Below are 17,841 nucleotides of genomic sequence, written 5' to 3' on the forward strand. Positions count from 1 at the left end.
CACCGAACTCGTCGCCGGCTGTCCCTGGCTACCCACCGGCGCAGCGACCACCTGACCAGTCACGCGGATCTTACCTTCGGTCTTCAGGGCGCTGATTGTCTCCAGCCAGTCACCGCGTCCGATCCAGTCGTCCTGCCAGACGTGGAACTGCAGCAGATCGAAATGATCCAGCCCGCTGGCCCGCAGACTCGTCTCCAGGCTGGCCCGGATGTGCTGTCCGGGGAACGTCTCATCCGGGTGCAGCCCGGTGGGAGCCGGCCAGATCATGTTCGCCGGGGGTACCTTGGTCGCCACGAGAACCGGCTCATCCCGATGCTCCCGGACCACCTGCCCGACGATGCGTTCACTCTCGCCGTATCCCCGGGCGGTGTCGATGACGTTGACCCCGAGCTCAATTGCCCTGTGCAGGGCCTGACGTGACTCGCTCTCGTCCGCGCCGATCCAGTGTTGGCCGCCGATGCCCCAGGCACCGTAGCCGATCTCCGAGACGGTGAGTCCGGTTTTTCCGAGTGAACGGTATCGCAATGACGCGTCCTTCCAGAATCGGCAGGTAGGTGCAGGGAAGCGCCGGGTCGACGCCCCCCGAAAATGCGTCCGGCAATCATATCGAGCGATTCCGCGGGGCCCTGGGTGATACCGCGCGACACCAGGGACATCAGACGCCGACCGGACCCCGAGACCGATCAGCGCCACGCCACCCGGCGCGCACCCCACCCGCCCGCTACGACGAGGTGCAGCAGACCTTTCTCGACTGATCCCGAGGCCAGGGTTCCGGGCAGCCGGTCTTCATGTCTCGCCCAGTCATGACCGAGGTCGAGGCGGTCGCCGACCGGGTCGGCATCGCGACCACATCGGTGGCGAGCCCTTGCGGCACGGTTCCGCTGGGCGGACCGGGCGGTGCTGGCCGGCGCGACCGCCGTCGGGGTGGCCGGCGCGACCGCCGTCGGGGTGGCCGGCGCTGTCCCGGCCTTCCGCCGCGGGGACCTGACCAGCCGCGGGGACCTGACCAGCCGCCGGGACCTGACCAGGTGAGCCGACCGGATGGCGGCATCGTCGTCCCGCCATCCGGGCTACCGGCCCGTCACCGCCGATACCCGCCGCCACTCTCGGGTAATCTGACCCCCGCAGGGCGAGGGACGCTGCGACGGGGACGACACCCGCCACGCTCGGCCTGGCACCACCGTTCCAAGGGCGTCCTCCGCATCCCGGAGGAGGTCGGTATGAACAGTCCCGCAGGCGGTGCCGGCGACGTGGCAACCACGCTGCGGCAGATGATGGACGAGCGGGTCCTGGTGCTCGACGGCGCGTGGGGCACCATGCTCCAGGACGCCGGGCTGACCCCCGCCGACTACCGGGGCGACCTCATCGGCGACCACCCCCGCGACGTCACCGGCGACCCCGATCTGCTCAACCTGACCCGCCCCGACTTGATCCTCGACGTGCACCGCCGCTACCTGGCGGCCGGCGCCGACATCACCACCACCAACACTTTCACCGCGACGAGCATCGCGCAGGCCGACTACAGCCTGGAGGCGCTGGTCCGCGAGATGAACGTGCGGGGTGCGCAGTTGGCCCGGCAGGCCGCGGACGAGGCGGGTGGCCGGTTCGTCGCGGGTTCGGTCGGGCCGCTCAACGTCACCCTCTCCCTGTCGCCACGGGTGGAGGACCCGTCCTATCGGGCGGTGACCTTCGACCGGGTGAAGACCGCGTACGCCGAGCAGATCACCGCCCTCGCCGAGGGCGGGGTGGACCTGCTGCTGGTCGAGACCATCTTCGACACCCTCAACGCCAAGGCCGCCATCGCCGCCGCCCGCGAGGTCGCCCCCCAGCTCCCGCTCTGGATCTCGGTCACCATCGTCGATCTCAGCGGACGGACCCTGTCCGGGCAGACCGTCGAGGCGTTCTGGCGCTCCGTCGAGCACGCCGAACCGCTGCTGGTCGGGGTCAACTGTTCGCTGGGGGCGGCGGAGATGCGCCCGCACGTCGCCGACCTGTCCCGCCTCGCCGGCACGTACGTCGCCTGCCATCCCAACGCCGGACTGCCCAACGCCTTCGGCGGCTACGACCAGACCCCGGACGAAACGGCCGGGCTGATCGGCGAGTTCGTCGACAGCGGGATGGTCAACGTCGTCGGCGGCTGCTGTGGTACCACCCCGGCGCACATCGCCCGGATCGCCGACACGGTCCGGGGCAGCCGGCCACGCCGGCTCGCCTCGCCGGCGCCGACCACCCGGTTCAGCGGCCTGGAGCCGTTCGCGATCGGCCCGGACACCGGGTTCGTGATGATCGGGGAACGCACGAACGTGACCGGTTCCGCGCGGTTCCGTCGGCTCATCGAGGCCGACGACTACCAGGCGGCGGTCGACGTGGCCCTGGAGCAGGTACGCGGTGGCGCCAACCTGCTCGACGTGAACATGGACGCCGATCTGCTCGACAGCGAGCAGGCGATGACCCGGTTCCTCAACCTGATCGCGACCGAGCCCGAGGTGGCCCGGATCCCGGTCATGATCGACAGTTCGAAGTGGAGTGTGCTGGAGGCCGGCCTCAAGTGCGTGCAGGGCAAGGGGGTGGTCAACTCGATCAGCCTCAAGGAGGGTGAGGAGGCATTCCTCGCCCAGGCCCGCCGGATCCGCGACTACGGCGCCGGGGTCGTGGTGATGGCCTTCGACGAGAAGGGTCAGGCCGACACCACCGAGCGCAAGGTGGAAATCTGCGGCCGCGCGTACGATCTGCTGGTCGGTAAGGCCGGCTTCCCGCCGGACGACATCATCTTCGATCCCAACGTGCTGGCCGTGGCCACCGGCATCGCCGAGCACAACGGCTACGCGAAGGCGTTCATCGACGCGCTGCCGCTGATCAAGCAGCGCTGCCCCGGGGTACGGACCAGCGGCGGCATCTCCAACCTGTCGTTCGCGTTCCGTGGCAACGACGTGGTCCGCGAGGCGATGCACTCGGCGTTCCTGTTCCACGCCGTACGCGCCGGGCTGGACATGGGCATCGTCAACGCCGGCCAGCTCGCCGTCTACCAGGACATCCCCGCCGAACTGCTGGAACTGGTCGAGGACGTGCTGTTCGACCGGCACCCCGACGCGACCGACCGGCTGGTCACCTTCGCGTCCACGGTCACCGGGTCGGGAACCAAGCGGACCGTCGACCTGTCCTGGCGTACGGCGCCGGTCGGCGAGCGGCTGTCGCACGCGCTGGTGCACGGCATCGTCGACTTCGTCGAGGCGGACACCGAGGAGGCCCGGCTGCTGCTGGACCGGCCGCTCGACGTGATCGAGGGCCCGCTGATGGACGGCATGAAGATTGTCGGTGACCTGTTCGGGGCGGGCAAGATGTTCCTGCCGCAGGTGGTCAAGAGCGCGCGGGTGATGAAGCGGGCGGTGGCTTACCTCGAACCGTTCATGGAGAAGGAACGGGCTGCCGGGCACCGCCAGGGCAAGGTGGTGCTGGCGACGGTCAAGGGCGACGTGCACGACATCGGCAAGAACATCGTCGGCGTGGTGCTGGGCTGCAACAACTACGAGGTCGTCGACCTCGGGGTGATGGTGCCGGCGGCGACGATCCTGGACACCGCCGTCGCCGAGGGCGCCGACGCGGTCGGCCTGTCCGGGTTGATCACCCCGTCGCTGGACGAGATGGTCACCGTCGCCGCCGAGATGCAGCGCCGGGGGATGCGGCTGCCGTTGCTCATCGGCGGGGCGACCACGTCGAGGCAGCACACCGCGGTACGCATCGCGCCCGCGTACGACGGGCCGACCGTGCACGTGCTCGACGCGTCCCGGGTGGTCGGGGTGGTCTCGGACCTGCTCGACCCCGGTCGGGCCGAGACGCTGGACACCGCCAACCGGGCCGAGCAGCAACGGTTGCGTGAGCAGCACGCGACCCGGCACTCGCAGCCGCTGCTCTCCCTGGACCAGGCCCGCGCCAACCGCGAGCGGGTCGACTTCACCGACCTGCCGGTGCCGCAGTTCACCGGGATCCGTACCGTCGAACCCGACCTGACCGCCCTGCGCGAGATGATCGACTGGCAGTTCCTCTTCCTGGCCTGGGAGTTGAAGGGCAAGTTCCCGGCGATCCTGGAGCAGCCGGTCGCCCGCGAACTCTACGACGACGCCAACACGCTGCTCGACGAGATCATCGCGAACGGCTCGTTCCAGGCCCGGGGCCGGTACGGTTTCTGGCCCGCGCACGCGGACGGTGACGACATCGTCCTAGACGTCGCCGACGGCGTACGGATACCCATGCTGCGCCAGCAGACCGCCAAGCCCGAGGGCCGGGCGAACCGTTGCCTCGCCGACTACATGGCTCCGGCCGGCGACCACCTCGGTGGTTTCGCGGTCTCCATCCACGGGGCGGAGGAACTCGCCGCCCGGTACGAGGCCGAGCACGACGACTACCGGGCGATCATGGTCAAGGCCCTGGCGGACCGGCTGGCCGAGGCGTTCGCCGAGTACCTGCACCTGCAGGCCCGCCGGGAGTGGTTCGAGCCGGACGCCGAGCCGACCCTGGCGGACCTGCACGCGGAGCGCTTCCGGGGCATCCGGCCGGCGCTGGGCTACCCGGCCAGCCCGGACCACAGCCTGAAACGGGAACTGTTCGACCTGCTCGGTACGGCGGAGCTGGGTATCGGCCTGACCGAGTCGTACGCGATGACGCCGGCGGCCAGCGTCAGCGGGCTCATCTTCGCCCACCCGCAGTCGCGGTACTTCACCGTCGGCCGGATCGGCCGGGACCAGACGCAGGACTACGCGGCCCGCCGTGGCCTTTCCCTCGGCGAGATGGAACGCTGGCTGGCCCCCAACCTCGCCTACGAGGTCCGACCGTAGAGACCGTCCGGTCTCCTGATCGCGGCACGCCCGCCGCCGTCGGGAGACCGGACGGGCGGATCAGGAGCGGGGGCGGGCGTACCGACCGGCCCGGATCTCCCGCAGCGCCCGCCGACGGATGTCGCCCCGCAGGGTGTCGACGTAGAGACGGCCCGCGAGGTGGTCGGTCTCGTGCTGGAGGGCCCGGGCGAGGAACCCGCTGCCGGAGATGGTGAGCGGTTCGCCGTACTGGTCGAATCCGTGCGCGGTGGCGTGCATCGCCCGGCGGGTCGGGAAGTACAGCTCCGGCACGGACAGACAGCCCTCGTCGTCATCCTGCTGTTCCTCGGACAACTCCAGGGTCGGGTTGATCAGGTGCCCCCGGTGTCCATCGGCGTCGTACACGAACACCTGCGCGCTGACCCCGATCTGCGGTGCGGCGACACCGGCGCGGCCGGGCGCGCCGAGCATGGTGTCCATCAGGTCGGTCACCAGGGCACGCAGTTCGGCATCGAAGCTGGTCACCGGCTCGCACGGGGTCCGCAGGACGGGGTCACCGATGATCCGGATGGCGCGCATGGTCATGCCGTCAGGCTATCGGTCCGACGCCGGCCGCCGGACGGGCGGGCACCCGCCGGTACGACCCGGGGCAGCGCCTCGGTGACCTGTCCCTACCGGCGCAGGAGGAAAAGCGGCTCCTCCCCCGCCCTGGCCACCGTCTCCAGGGGACAACCGGCCGGCACGGCGCAAGTCGGAAGAACTGTCTCGTCCGCCGATGGCGGATATATTCCTCCCGTGGCGAAGAAAACGGTTCCGGAACGGCTGAGCTGGGTGGTCGACGTCATGTCGGTCGACCCGTCCGACCAGGTGCTGGAGATCGGCTGCGGTCGTGGCGTGGCTGTCGACCTGATCTGCGAACGGCTGACCAGCGGGAAGATCACCGCGATCGACCGGTCGGAGAAGGCGATCCAGGGTGCGGAGGAACGCAATTCCCGGTGGGTCGCCGACGGCCGGGCCGAGTTGCGGGTGGCCGCGATCGAGTCCGCCCAGTTCGGCGGGCAGGCCTTCGACAAGATCTTCGCGGTCAATGTGAATCTGTTCTGGGTTCGCTCCCCCGCCAAGGAACTGGCCCTGTTCCAGCAGATCCTCGCTCCCGGCGGCACGGTGTACCTGTGTTGGGAACCGCCCGGTGCCGGCAAGGCCGTCGAGATCGAGAAGAAGGTCTCCCGGGCCCTGGCCGACCACGGCTGGCAGGGCGAGACGGTCACCGGCCAGGCCGGCGACGCGGCGTTGGTCTGCCTGATCGCCCGACCACACTGACCCGACCGGACCGGTGGTGGACATGCCGACGACCACGGTGCTCGACGGTGGGCTCGCCACCGAGCTGCAACGGCACGGCTGGCCGGTACGGCAGCCCTGGTGGGGCGTCGACGTGCTGCTCACCCCGGCCGGTCGCACCCTGCTCGGCGAGGTGCACCGGCGGTACGCCGACGCGGGCGCCGACGTGCTCACCGCCCACACCTTCCGTGGCAACCTGCGCAGCCTCCGCCGGGCCGGCCTGGCCGACGACGCCGCCGCCCGGCTGGTCCACACCGCCGTCACCGTGGCCCGCACAGCGGCCCCGCCCGGGGTACGGGTGGCGGGGTCGATCGCCCCGGTCGAGGACTGCTACCAGCCCCGGCTGGTACCGCCCGACGACGAGCTGCGTGAGGAGCACCGTTGGCTGGCCCGGCGGCTGCACGACGCCGGGGTGGACCTCGTCCTGGTCGAGACGATGAACACCCTGCGGGAGGCGGTGCACGCCCTGGAGGCGGTCGCCGCGCTCGGTATGCCCGCCTGGGTCAGTTTCGTCTGCACCGAGCAGGGCACCTTGCTGTCCGGGGAACCCCTGGACCGGGCCGCCCGCACGGCGCAGCGCGCCGGGGCACGGGCGGTGCTGGTCAACTGCACCACCCCGACCGGTACCCGGGTCGCGTTGCGGGTGCTGCGCGACGCCGGGGTGACCCCGGTCGGGACGTACCCGAACCTGGAGGACCGTTCCGGCCTGCCGGCGTACACCCCGGTGGACCGGCATGTGCCGGCCGGGACCGGCACCGCGCAGTTCGCCGCCGAGCTGGCCGGCTGGCGCGACGAGTTCGGCCTGGTGGCGGCCGGGGGGTGCTGCGGGGCGACGCCGGCGCACATCGCCGCGCTCACCCGGGCACTGGCCGGGCAGCCGGCCTGAGCCGGTCCGGGCGCCGCTGCGGGAACGGTGGCAGGACCGGCGTTCCGGGGTCGGCAGCGGGTCGGGCCGAGGTCGGCCGGCAGGAGGTGTGCTGCCACATCGACGTGGCGCCGGCCGGGGATCAGCGGTCAGGAGCGGACCCGACGGGGTCACACCCCGAACGCGGCCAGCCGCGCGTCCACGTCGGCGCGCAGCGCCGCGCGTTCGGCCTCGGGCAGCAGCGCGGCGTCCACTCCGGTCCGGGTGACCGCCGCCAGTTCCGCGAGGGTGAACCCGAACTGTTCGGTGGCCAGCCGGTACTCCGTGGTGATGTCGGTGTGGAACATCGACGGGTCGTCGGAGTTGAGGGTGAACGGCACGCCGGCCGCCCGGATCCGGGGCAACGGGTGGTCGGCCAGGTCGGCGACCACGCCGGTCCGCAGGTTGCTGGTCGGGCAGATCTCCAGTACCACGCCCCGGGCGTGGAGCGTGGCCAGTAGCTGTGGGTCTTCGGCGGCGCGGACACCGTGACCGATGCGGGGCGGGTCGAACCGTAGGCAGTCCCAGACCCCTTCGGGGCCGACCGCCTCGCCGGCGTGCGGCACGAAGGGCACCCCGTGCGCGGCGGCCCACCCGATCGCCTCGGCGAACAGCGACGCCGGCCGGCCCGGCTCGAACCCGCCGAGGCCGAGTGCCACCACGCCGTGCCGCCGTCCGTCGTGGCACCACTGTGCGGTCTGGAGGCACTCCTGCTCGCCGTCGCCCCGGACGTGGTCGAGGATGAAGCGCATCTGCACCCCGGTCTGCCGGTACACCTCGGCGGCACCGGCGGCGACGGCGTCGAGCTGCTCGTCGACGCCGATGCCCCGGGCCCGGTGGTGCATTCCCGGAGTGAAGGTGACCTCCAGGTAGCGGACCTGCTGGGCGTGGGCGGCGAGACCCAGCTCGGTGGTGATCAGCTCGAAGTCGCGGGGCTCGCGCAGTGCGTCGACGCACTGCTCGAAGAGCTGGGTGAAATGGAAGAAATCCCGGAACCGGAACAACTCCCGGATCTCGTCGACGGAGAGCGTACCGATGTCCCGGCCGTTGCGGCGGGCGATCCGGGACAGCGTCTCCGGCCGGACCGAACCTTCGAGGTGGACGTGCAGCTCCACCTTGGGCAGTTGAGCGATGATCGACCGCAGTTCGTGGTCGACGGCCGGACGCGTCATGGGCCGGATGATAGACCGTCGGCGGCTGCGGGGCCGGCCCGACAACGGTGACGGGGCACGTCGCGCAATTCTGGAGAACCGCAGGACGTAGACGAATGACTATGGTCGACAGTGCGTCAGTGTACGCGTCAACCCCTGTTCTCCTTTCCACCGATGCCGAGGTGTATCTGATGACGGTCGACGCTCGGTCCCGCACGTTCCTGACCGACCTCAACGAGAGATGGCACCGCAAGGCGCTGGCCGTGTACATGGTGATCGTGGTGGCGCACTGGGCCGAACACATCACCCAGGCCGTGCAGATCTGGGGTCTCGGGTGGACCCCTGCCCAGGCCCGGGGCGTAATCGGGATGCCCTTCCCCTGGTTGATACAGCAGGAGTGGCTGCACTACGCCTACGCCCTGGTGATGCTGGTCGGGCTGCTGATCCTGCGGCGCGGCTTCGTCGGCCCGGCCGCCACCTGGTGGGGGATCTCGCTGGCCATCCAGGTCTGGCACCACTTCGAGCACCTGCTGCTGCTCATCCAGTCGCTCACCGGCTACCACCTCCAGGGTCGGCCGGTGCCGACCAGCATCGTGCAGTTCATCGTCCCCCGGGTGGAGCTGCACCTGCTCTACAACGCGCTGGTCTTCCTGCCCATGGTGGTCGCGATGTACCTGCACGTCCGTCCGACGCCCGCGGTCGCGGCCCGGATGCGCTGCACCTGCCACGGGGTGCGTCCGGCCGTGTCCGTGTCGTGAAGCGGCCCGCGCGGCACACCGCGGCGGTCCTGATCGCGACGCTGTCGTTCGCCGCGTTCCTGCCGGTGGTGCTGGAGAAACCGGTGCGACTGGCCACCGCCGCCCCGGCCGACCGGGCGGTACTGAGCACACCACCGTCCACCGTCACCCTCACCTTCACCCACGACCTCGACCGGCGGGACACCCACGCGACGACGGTCGACGCCAACGGGCGGGTGATGGACCAGCGGATCCCGGTGGTCGAGGGCCGGAATCTCACCCTGCCGGTGACGATCGACGCCTCCGGCGGGTACCGGGTCGTCTACCACGTACGGCTGCTCGACGGCGCCGAACTGAGCGGTGAGACCGCATTCGCGGTCGGCGACGCGGGGCTGCTGCCGCCGGCGGACGCGCCGACGGAGTTGTCGGCCCACCACGACATCACGAAGATCGATCCGGTGACCGCCGTGGTGCTCGGCGCCAACGTCGTCGTCATCGCCGGTATCGGGGTGCAGTTGATCCGGCGGCGCCGGGTGCAGCCAGTGATTCCAGCGGACTGACAGATTCGACGGGCATCCCGTCGGGCCGTGAAAAAATCGAGGCACCCGCCGGGTCCATCCCGGCGGGTGTCATCGGGTCGACGTCGACCCGCAGGTGACGGCCGACGGAGTACCGTCATGCTTCCAGCAATCGACAGCGCAATCGCTGACGCCGACGACCGGACCGCCGCGATCTGCCGGGCGATCGCGTGGATGCGGGACCATCTGGCCGACCGGCTCCGCCTCGACGACCTGGCCCGGATCGCCCTGTTCAGCAGGTTCCACTTCCACCGGATCTTCCACGCGATGACCAGCGTGACCCCGGCGCAGTTCCTCACCGCCCTGCGGTTGGCCGAGGCACAACGGTTGCTGGTGCACAGTGCACTGTTGATCCGGGACATCGGTCTGCGGGTCGGGTACGACAGTCTCGGCAGCTTCCACACCCGGTTCTCCCGGCTGGTGGGGTCCGCACCGGGCACCTTCCGGCAGTTGGCCCGACGGGCGCACAGCGTACGGATCGGGGAACTGCCGGCAGCCCGGCAGCACGGACACCGCCCGGGCGGCAGCCCGCTGACCGTCCACGGCCGACGGTCCGGCGACGGGCTCCTGCTGGTGCAACTGGCCGCCGGGGCGGACCGGGCCGGCAGCGGGTGGCTGCCGGTGACCCCGGACGGTTGCCTGCCACCCGGGGTACGCGCCACCGGCGAGTACCGGGCCCGGGTCGTCTGGGTCCGACCGGGCGCGACGGTGACCGAGGCGTTGGTCGACCGGACCCCGGGCAGCTTTCTGGTAGGAACAGGTTTTGCAAGGTATCGCGGTACCGGCAGGCTGGACATCCCGGTCACCCTCCGGGAACCCACCGACCTGGATCCGCCGGTACTGACCGATGTGCCACTGCGTCTACTCGCGGCAGCCTGACCGTGCTGACCTGCCGGACCGCGCCCCTCGGCAACACCGGGACCGGACGCGCCAGCGTGGTACGACGATCACGGACAGTGATGTCAGATGCGACAAACCCGGGGACGCGAGCCGGCCGTCGTCGGCGTTATGCTATGTGTTATTGAACAAGGACGGCCGCCGCCAGCCGGTACCGACCACGAACCGCCGAAACGAGGCAGAGGTGAAAGAGCAGCGGGAGCGACGCAGCTACGACCAGCAGTGCGGCCTCGCGTTCGCTCTGGACATCGTCGGCGAGCGCTGGACGCTGCTGATCGTACGGGAGCTGCTGCTGCGCCCCCGGCGGTACCGGGAACTACTGGACGCGCTGCCCGGTATCGGCACCAACCTGCTGGCCGAGCGACTCAGCCTGCTCACCCAGACCGGCATCATCCGACCGCTGGACGTCGAGCGCCGCACCGCCGGGTACACCCTCACCGAGCTCGGTGAACGGCTGCGTGAGCCGGTGCTCGCCATGGCCCGGTTCGGGTTGGCGGTGCTGGCCGAGCGGCCCACGGAGCTGCCGGCGGCGGTCCGTCGGGCGTCCTGGGCGGTCCTGGCCATCGAGGCGATGGCCGACCCGGAACGCGCCCGCACCGACGAGACCTACGAGTTCGACATCTCCGGTGAGGTCTTCCACGTGGTGGTCCACGGTGGGCGGGTGCGCACCAGCACCGGTCCGGCGACCGATCCGGTGCTGCGCATCGCCACCGACACGCAGACCTTCTTCGACCTGGGCAGCCGGATCATCGAGCCGGTCGAGGCGGTGCTCACCGGTTCGGTGACCGTGCAGGGCCCGCCGGCCGCCGTCCCCCGCTGTCTCTACCTGCTCGGTCTCGGGCCGGACCCGGGCGAGCGCCCGGCGCTGGACGCGTCCACCCACCGGGCTGCCGCCCTGTCCCGCCTACCGGACCGGACGACGGCGGGCGCCGCCACGAGCTGAGCACCGGCCGCCGCGCGGGATCGCGTGCGTGGGCGACGGCACGGCGACCGCCGCGAATCCCCGCACGGCGACCACGGCAGCAAGTGCCGTGGTCGTCAGGTGACTTCCGTGGATACCCCCGCCTTCAGGCGGAGGAGGAAACGGATCGCCTGCGGAGCAGGACAGGGAAAGCCGGTTCGCCGCCAAGGCGAACCGGCGTCAGGTGTCTGCGGTGCGCGACTGAACATGTGTGCTGATCTCCGTGCCCCCGGCCGTCCCTCGCCGGTATTCCGGACCGGCTGCGAGCCGCAGTTGAGGAATCGTCGGTGACCAGGGCTCCGCGGCCCCGGTCACCACATGACCGGTGAGATGATCGCCAGCAGCCAGCCGAGCGCGCCGGCCTGGAACACCGCCGGCAGCCTCGGGTCGCGGCCGACCGCGTACATCGCCCCGGCGACCAGTTCCAGCAGCACCAGGAACGGGGCCAGGAGCATCAGGTAGAGGCCGATCATCCCCGGCAGCAGCCCGGTGGCGACCGCCACGAACGTGACGACCAGCAGCAGCAGCCGGACGGCCAGCGCGAACCCGGAGGCGGCCAACGGTGTACCGCGCCGGACCAGCAGATCGGCGGCGAGGAAGAACGGCAGCAGCAGCAGGGTGGCCAGCAGGCCGAGTACCACCCGCGTCGGGGTCGGCAGCAGGCCGTGTCCGAGCGGCCCGAGCGGCAGCAGCAGCAGGATCGTGCCGCCGGTGCCGAGCAGCGCGGCGAGCAGCAGCCGGCGGCCACCGGCAGCGCGCAGCGGCTCCGCCAGGTCGGCGTCGAGGCGGCACCACCGGCGTACCGGCGCCAGCGAGCAGAGCGCCCAGAGCATCCCGCCGGCGGCGGCGAGCAGGACGACCAGCGCCCCACCGGCCTCCATGCCGACCAGCGGTCCCGGATCGCCCCAGGCCAACCAGGGCAACGGCAGTAGCAGGGTGCCGGCGATCAGGGCCAGGCCCCGCCAGCGGGCCCCGGGGGCACCGGCGCCCCGGCGGACCAGTGCCCCGGCGAGGGCCCCGAGCAGCACCAGCAGGCCGGCCATGAAGATCAGGTAGCCCTGGGCGAGTTCGAGCCGGTTGTCGCGGGGTGTGGTGACCGGGCCGACGCCGTTGGCGGCCCGGTTGATCCAGTCGGCCATCCGCGCGGCGGTCTCGTCGGCGTAGAGCATGGTCAGGTGGTTGCCGGGTACCTCGCGCAGCCCGACCGCCGAACCGTCGCCGTGGCTGCCGTACTCGTCGCCGAAGCGGATGTCACCGCCGCGCAGGGTCTTGGCGGTGCGCACCGCCTCGTCGCGTACCGCGTCCGGGTCGCCCTGGGCGACCAGGAAGAGCATGTTGCGTCCCTCGGCGTCGCCCTCGATGGTGGCCACCGAGCCGCCGAGGGCGACGGTGGCGACCGGACGGGCGTCGTGGGTGGCGAAGTGCACCACCGCGGCGGCGCCCATCGAGTGACCGGCGATCGCCACGTGCTCGCTGTCGACGTACGGCTGGGCGCGCAGCCAGTCGAAGACGGTACGCAGGTCCTCGCGGCGCCCCTCGAAGCCGTGCGGCTCGTGCGGGGCACGGTGGGTGCCGTGGCCCCGGAAGTCGAAGGTGGCCACCACGATGCCGGCGGCGGCCAGCCGCCCGGCGAGCCAGCTCATCATGGCCCGGTCGGCGGAGTGGCCGTGGGCGAGCACCAGGCCGGGTGGACGACTACCGGGTGGCAGCGGGGCCGGCAGGTCGACCGTGCTGTCCGGAACCACCGGCACGGTGCCGGGCATGTAGAGGGTGATCGGTACGCCGTTGACGACGAGTTCCCGCTGCGGCACCGCCTCCCGTTGGGTGATGCCCAGCGCGACGGCGAAGCCCGCCGAGCCGAGCAGCGCCACCACCGCGAGCAGGCCGATCAGCAGCCGACGCCGGTTGACCCGGCGGACTCGGTCCGCCGGTCGGGGTGCGGCGACGGTCGCCTCACGTACGAGGTCGTCGGTGGTGGACACGGGGCCTCCGTTCCGGATCGGAGGTACGTCGGCACCGGTGGACGCGTCGCCCGCCGGTGCCGACGTACCGCTCACAGCGTCTGGCTCCACACCCCGATCGGCACCCCGGTGGGGTCGACCAGATCAGCGAACGCCCCGGATTCCTCGTCCATCATGGACGGATCGGACCGGACCGTCGCGCCCAGCTCGACGGCCTTCTTGACCGCGGCCGGCAGGTCCTCGGCGTAGACGTAGAGCATCGTGCCGGCACCGCCGGTCACCTGCCCCTCGGCCTCGGTGATCATCCCGATCTCCTTGCCGTCGTGCCAGATGGTCACCCCGAGAACCTGGCCCAGCGGGGCGAAGTCCTGATAGGTCCATCCGAACACCTCGGCGTAGAAGTGCCGGGCGGTCTGCGGGTCGGGGGTACGGATGTCGAACCATTCGACGGCGCCGGTACGCACCGACATCACCTCGTCTCTTCCGATGCGGGCGGGGGCTACCGGGTGCCCGAGTAGCGCTTGTGGGCGTCGGTCAGGTACCGGGTGATCCGGTGGTTCTCCAGATCCGGGCTGAACACGGTGCCCAGCAGCACCTCCGGCGACAGGCCGACCGGGTGCGGTACGAGGTCGTAGAAGCGCTGCGCGGCCTGCTGGTAGAACAGGTCGAGCACCGTGGTGTCGGTGTGCGACGGCAGCCGCAGACCGGCCTCGATGGAGGCGGACACCCCGTGGAAGGCGAACTCCCGGACCGCCTCCTGCGGGCTCATCGACTCGATCGGCGCCCGTTCCGGGGTGAAGTGCGGCAGGCTCTCCGCCAGGCTGCCCTCACCGAGCAGGTCGTCGACGACCAGCCGGGCGAGCACCGGCGAGCAGTGGAAGCCGTCGCGGTAGGTGCCGGTGGCGATGACCAGCCCGTCGATGGAGGTGCGGCCGACGAGCGGGAAGCCGTCCAGGGCGACCGGCCGGTTGCCGACCATCCATGCCTTGACGTCGGAGAAGAAGAGCTTGTGGTCGAGCTGCTCGCGGGCCACCTGCACCAGGAACTCGCTCATGCCGATGTCGGCGACGTGGGCGGGCACGTCGAAGAGGAGGTTGGTGGCGCCCAGGTACTCCACCCCGTCGCCGAGCGGAATCAGGTGCAGGCCGCAGGAGCCGGACCGGTTGGGGGTACGCACCACGTGCTGGAAGCCGGGTTCGGCCCGCCGCTGGGTCTGCACCGCGATGCCCTTGCCGGCGAACATGGCCGGCACCGCGCCGGGGCCGAGCACCTCGGTCAGCGGGCCACTGAAGGCACCCGCGGCCAGCAGCACGGTCGCCCCGAAGACGCTGCCGCCGTCGGCCAGGTGCACACCGTGCACCCGGTCCTCGCGTACGTCGAAGCCGGTGACCTCGGCGTCGATGACGGTGACCCCGAGGGTGGTCACCGCGGTCTGCATGGCGTCCAGCACCGCGCGGGCGTCGATGGCGCCCTCCCGGGGCAGGTGGATCGCCCGCAGCGGACGCGCCTCGGCCAGCGGGTCCAGGCCGGGTACGTCGGCCGGGCTGATCTCCTCGAACGGCTCGTCGAACTTGGCCAGCGCGGCCTGCAGGGCGGCGAAGTTCTCGTCGTCCAGGTGTCCGGACTTGGCGTTGAGCAGCACCGTGGTGCCCTGGCTCAGCGAGCGGTCCAGGTCGGCGACGCCGGAGGCGTCCTTCAGCTCCTGCAACCAGGTCGGCCACCGGTCCAGAGCGTCCCGGCAGATCTGGAACTTCGCCTGCCCGGCCGGAGAGAGCAGGGTGTACTTGGTGATCTCGCCGAAGGTGTTCAGCATCGCACCTGCGGCCATGGAGGCCGCGCCCGATCGGTGCGCCGGCCCGAGCACGGCGATCCGCAACTCACGGGCCCGTTTCGCGAGTTCGTAGGCGATCGAGAGGCCCACGATGCCGTTTCCGACAACGACGACGTCGTAAGGGGTCTTCACATTCATTGGCTCGCTCCGCGGTGGACGATCCCTGGCGAGGGACACTTAGTGAGGCGGGATCTGAACCCGAATCCGAATGAGAAGCAAGCTACGTGTCATCTACGCTTTCGTGGCGGATTCTGTTAGGCATCTGTTGCTGTGAATTCGACCGGGTTCCCGGTTCCCCGGCGCCGGTCGACGCGGATCGGCACGCCAGCGCGACAGGGAACCCGATACCGGGCAACGCCGGACCGTGCGCCGGCCGAGGTGGTCGGCGCCCGGCCTTCCGGACGCTCGGGTCAGCCGGCGATGTCCGCCGGGTGGGGGTGGACGCCGACCTCCACCGGTCGGGGACGGCCGTCCACCTCGATCAGCGGGACGGGCTCCCCGACCTCCACCGGCGGGGCGCTGCCGACCGGCTCCACCGGCTGCGGAGGGCCGTGGGCCGGGGTGGCCAGGCCGGCCGGTACCTCGTTGGTGGTGGTGAACGGACAGCGCGCGACGGTCTCGGTCTCGGCCGGCAGGAAGTTCGGTAGCAGCGCCTGGGTGTCGTAGTAGCGGTGGAACACCGGGGTCTGCGACGCGGACATCGGCGGCACGATCCAGCTCCAGTCGGCTGGACAGCTCCGGCCGGCGCGCTCCTCGCCCCGTAGGTGGGTGATGAACCGCGCCGACTCGGTGTGGTGGTCGGTGATGGTGACGCCCGCCGCGTGGAACGAGTACAGCACCGCCCGGTTCAGTTCGACCATGGCCCGGTCCCGCCACAGGGTGTGCTCGGCGGAGGTGTCCAGCTGGAGCAGCTCGGCCACCACGGGCAGGAGGTTGTACCGGTCGGTGTCGGCGAAGTTGCGGGCGCCGATCTCGGTGCCCATGTACCAGCCGTTGAAAGGCGCGGCGGGGTAGGTGATGCCGCCGATGCGCAGCCGCATGTTGCTGATCGCCGGTACCGCGTGCCAGCGCAGCCCCAACTCGGCGAGGCCGGGCAGCTCCGGATGCGTGATCGGGACCTCCTGCACCACGTCGGCGGGGAGCCGGGCCATCAGCGGCGGCCGGTTGGCCGTCTGCACGACCAGGGGCAGCAGGTCGAACCGGCCCCGTTGCGCCGGTGGCCGCCAACCCAGGGACCGTGCCGTGGCGGTCAGTGCCTCGTTACGGGGGTCACCGAGCACGGAGCCGTCCGGCTCCCGGTATCCGGCGTACCGGATGATCTGGTCGTTGACGATGCGCGGACCGGGCCGGTCCGGCGCGTCGGGGGCGAAGACCGTGATGACCGGCCGGATCCGGCCGCCGTTGGTGGCCAGCTTCAGGTGGTTGACGCAGCCGACGAAGACTCCCCAGGGGTCGTCGACCGCACGCAGGTCGCGTATCCGCAGGCTGCGCCAGTAGAGCCGGCCGATGCAGTTGGCGCTGTTGCGCCAGGCGACCCGCGCGCCGAACTGGAGCTCGGCGGGGGTTTGCCGGTACGTGCCGGTCACCGCGATCTGCCAGCGCACCTGTTCCAGTCGTGGCTCGGGCGGCCCGAGGCGGGGCTCCTCGGCGTGGTGCTGCCGGATGAACTCCTCGGCCTCGGCGGGATCCGCCTCGCCGGGGCTGCCGTCGGTCTCCCGGACCGGCGGCAGCCCGACGCGGATCGCCCGGATGGGGGCCGTCATCGCGGACTGCTGTGGCGGGGGCGCAGGGCGCCCGGGTCAGTTGGCGCAGGGGCTTCCGTCGCCGTAGTCATTGCTGGCATACCACTCTCCGCGTCCGCCTGGCAGGAGGTCGAGGATCTGCCACACCGGGCAGTACAGATCGAGACCCCGGCCGGACTCGTCGGTCGGGAAGATCGCCTGCATGGTGTAGAAGTGGCGGACGGTATCGCCATCGCGTACCAGCACGCTGATGGCGGGGAACTGCATGTCGCCACTCGGGTCCTCGACTCTGAGGTCCGTGTTGAAGGTGCTGTCGTGGCTGGACAGCAGTCGCAGTCGGGTCCAGCCACGTCGCCGTGCCCAGGCCCGTACCTTGTCGATCGGGGCCTTCGCCACGGCGACGAACGCCGCGTTCTGCTCGACGTGCGGCCGGATGCCGTTGAAGCCGTCCAGCCACATCGAACACATTTCACACGCCTGCTCGTCCCGGGGGCCGAACATCATGTGGTAGATGATCAGGTTGCGCTGGTCACCGAAGAGATCGAGCAGGGTCGGCCGGCTGAGCGGGCCGTCGCTGCCCAGGTCGGTCGGGCCTTCGGTGAAGGTGTACGGGGGCAGTTCGGCGCCCTCGGGCAGGGCGCGCCGCTGGGCGGCGACGCGCTCGATCGCGTCCCGGAGGTCCTGCTCGGCGCGGAGCAGCTCGCTCCGCGCCGCGCGGTACTCCGGGCTGGCCTTCTCCGGCCAGAACTCGGTCTCGGGGATCACTGGTCTACTCCTGGCCGCTGCCGCTGTTTCCGTCGGCGGAGGAGTCGACACCGGCCGCCACCAACTGCTCCGTCGGTCGTCCGCTGCCGCGGAAGACGAGCGTGGACTTGTCGATGTTGTCCGGATCGCCCTCGCAGTCGACCACCACGATCTGACCCGGGGTCA

General features: G+C 71.1%; 16 protein-coding genes and 1 pseudogene. 8 read left to right on the top strand and 9 right to left on the bottom strand.

Going from position 1 to position 17,841, the window contains the following annotated elements; translation table 11 throughout:
* Positions 1 to 525: aldo/keto reductase (locus tag V6U90_RS29810; RefSeq protein WP_334443763.1), on the bottom strand; the 525-nt coding region annotated here is incomplete at its 3' end.
* A 372-nt stretch (positions 526 to 897) separates the two neighbouring features.
* Between V6U90_RS29810 and V6U90_RS29815 the strand changes: the two genes are divergently transcribed.
* Both V6U90_RS29815 and metH read left to right on the top strand, forming a co-directional pair.
* Positions 898 to 1,032, top strand: coding sequence for a hypothetical protein (locus tag V6U90_RS29815; RefSeq protein WP_334443766.1), 135 nt, complete (start codon positions 898 to 900; stop codon positions 1,030 to 1,032).
* A 188-nt stretch (positions 1,033 to 1,220) separates the two neighbouring features.
* Positions 1,221 to 4,832, top strand: coding sequence for a methionine synthase (gene metH / locus V6U90_RS29820; protein WP_334443769.1), 3,612 nt, complete (start codon positions 1,221 to 1,223; stop codon positions 4,830 to 4,832).
* 60 nt (positions 4,833 to 4,892) lie between these two features.
* Here metH and def read toward each other — a convergent pair whose 3' ends face one another.
* On the bottom strand, positions 4,893 to 5,396 hold the full coding sequence (def, locus tag V6U90_RS29825) for a peptide deformylase (RefSeq protein ID WP_334443772.1): 504 nt from the start codon (positions 5,394 to 5,396) through the stop codon (positions 4,893 to 4,895).
* 210 nt (positions 5,397 to 5,606) lie between these two features.
* On the opposite strand from def, the gene V6U90_RS29830 reads away from it, so the two are divergent.
* On the top strand, positions 5,607 to 6,131 hold the full coding sequence (locus V6U90_RS29830; RefSeq protein WP_334443774.1) for a class I SAM-dependent methyltransferase: 525 nt from the start codon (positions 5,607 to 5,609) through the stop codon (positions 6,129 to 6,131).
* Between the two features lie 22 nt (positions 6,132 to 6,153).
* Positions 6,154 to 7,035: a homocysteine S-methyltransferase family protein gene (locus V6U90_RS29835; protein WP_334443777.1), complete on the top strand. Its 882-nt coding sequence runs from the start codon at positions 6,154 to 6,156 to the stop codon at positions 7,033 to 7,035.
* Positions 7,036 to 7,184: 149 nt separating this feature from the next.
* On the opposite strand, the gene add is transcribed toward V6U90_RS29835, so the two are convergent.
* Positions 7,185 to 8,225, bottom strand: coding sequence for an adenosine deaminase (gene add / locus V6U90_RS29840; RefSeq protein WP_334443780.1), 1,041 nt, complete (start codon positions 8,223 to 8,225; stop codon positions 7,185 to 7,187).
* 170 nt (positions 8,226 to 8,395) lie between these two features.
* Between add and V6U90_RS29845 the strand changes: the two genes are divergently transcribed.
* From V6U90_RS29845 to V6U90_RS29860, 4 genes are all read left to right on the top strand, one after another.
* Positions 8,396 to 8,962 carry a hypothetical protein gene (locus tag V6U90_RS29845; RefSeq protein ID WP_334443783.1) on the top strand — a complete coding sequence of 189 codons (567 nt, stop codon included), beginning with the start codon at positions 8,396 to 8,398 and terminating at the stop codon, positions 8,960 to 8,962.
* Complete coding sequence (locus V6U90_RS29850; RefSeq protein WP_334443786.1) at positions 8,959 to 9,501, top strand: copper resistance CopC family protein; 543 nt, start codon at positions 8,959 to 8,961, stop codon at positions 9,499 to 9,501. The genes V6U90_RS29845 and V6U90_RS29850 overlap by 4 nt, the downstream gene beginning before the upstream one ends.
* Positions 9,502 to 9,618: 117 nt before the next feature.
* Positions 9,619 to 10,398: an AraC family transcriptional regulator gene (locus V6U90_RS29855; RefSeq protein ID WP_334443789.1), complete on the top strand. Its 780-nt coding sequence runs from the start codon at positions 9,619 to 9,621 to the stop codon at positions 10,396 to 10,398.
* 202 nt (positions 10,399 to 10,600) lie between these two features.
* On the top strand, positions 10,601 to 11,359 hold the full coding sequence (locus tag V6U90_RS29860) for a winged helix-turn-helix transcriptional regulator (protein WP_334443792.1): 759 nt from the start codon (positions 10,601 to 10,603) through the stop codon (positions 11,357 to 11,359).
* Between the two features lie 329 nt (positions 11,360 to 11,688).
* Here the strand turns inward: V6U90_RS29860 and V6U90_RS29865 are convergent, their stop codons facing one another.
* From V6U90_RS29865 to V6U90_RS29890, 6 genes and pseudogenes are all read right to left on the bottom strand, one after another.
* Complete coding sequence (locus tag V6U90_RS29865) at positions 11,689 to 13,359, bottom strand: alpha/beta hydrolase family protein (protein ID WP_334443795.1); 1,671 nt, start codon at positions 13,357 to 13,359, stop codon at positions 11,689 to 11,691.
* 71 nt (positions 13,360 to 13,430) lie between these two features.
* A complete protein-coding gene (locus tag V6U90_RS29870) occupies positions 13,431 to 13,802 on the bottom strand; it encodes a VOC family protein (protein ID WP_334443798.1) in 372 nt (123 codons plus the stop codon).
* Between the two features lie 35 nt (positions 13,803 to 13,837).
* Positions 13,838 to 15,307 carry an NAD(P)/FAD-dependent oxidoreductase gene (locus V6U90_RS29875; protein ID WP_334443800.1) on the bottom strand — a complete coding sequence of 490 codons (1,470 nt, stop codon included), beginning with the start codon at positions 15,305 to 15,307 and terminating at the stop codon, positions 13,838 to 13,840.
* Positions 15,308 to 15,579: 272 nt separating this feature from the next.
* Positions 15,580 to 16,932 (bottom strand): nitric oxide synthase oxygenase, encoded by a 1,353-nt coding sequence (locus V6U90_RS29880; protein ID WP_334443802.1) that lies wholly within the window; start codon positions 16,930 to 16,932, stop codon positions 15,580 to 15,582.
* Between the two features lie 36 nt (positions 16,933 to 16,968).
* Positions 16,969 to 17,676 carry a DUF899 family protein gene (locus tag V6U90_RS29885; protein ID WP_334443804.1) on the bottom strand — a complete coding sequence of 236 codons (708 nt, stop codon included), beginning with the start codon at positions 17,674 to 17,676 and terminating at the stop codon, positions 16,969 to 16,971.
* 4 nt (positions 17,677 to 17,680) lie between these two features.
* Positions 17,681 to 17,841: pseudogene (locus V6U90_RS29890) on the bottom strand (AAA family ATPase); the annotation flags it as partial.

Source organism: Micromonospora sp. CPCC 206060, from assembly GCF_036906895.1.
GTDB lineage: Bacteria > Actinomycetota > Actinomycetes > Mycobacteriales > Micromonosporaceae > Micromonospora.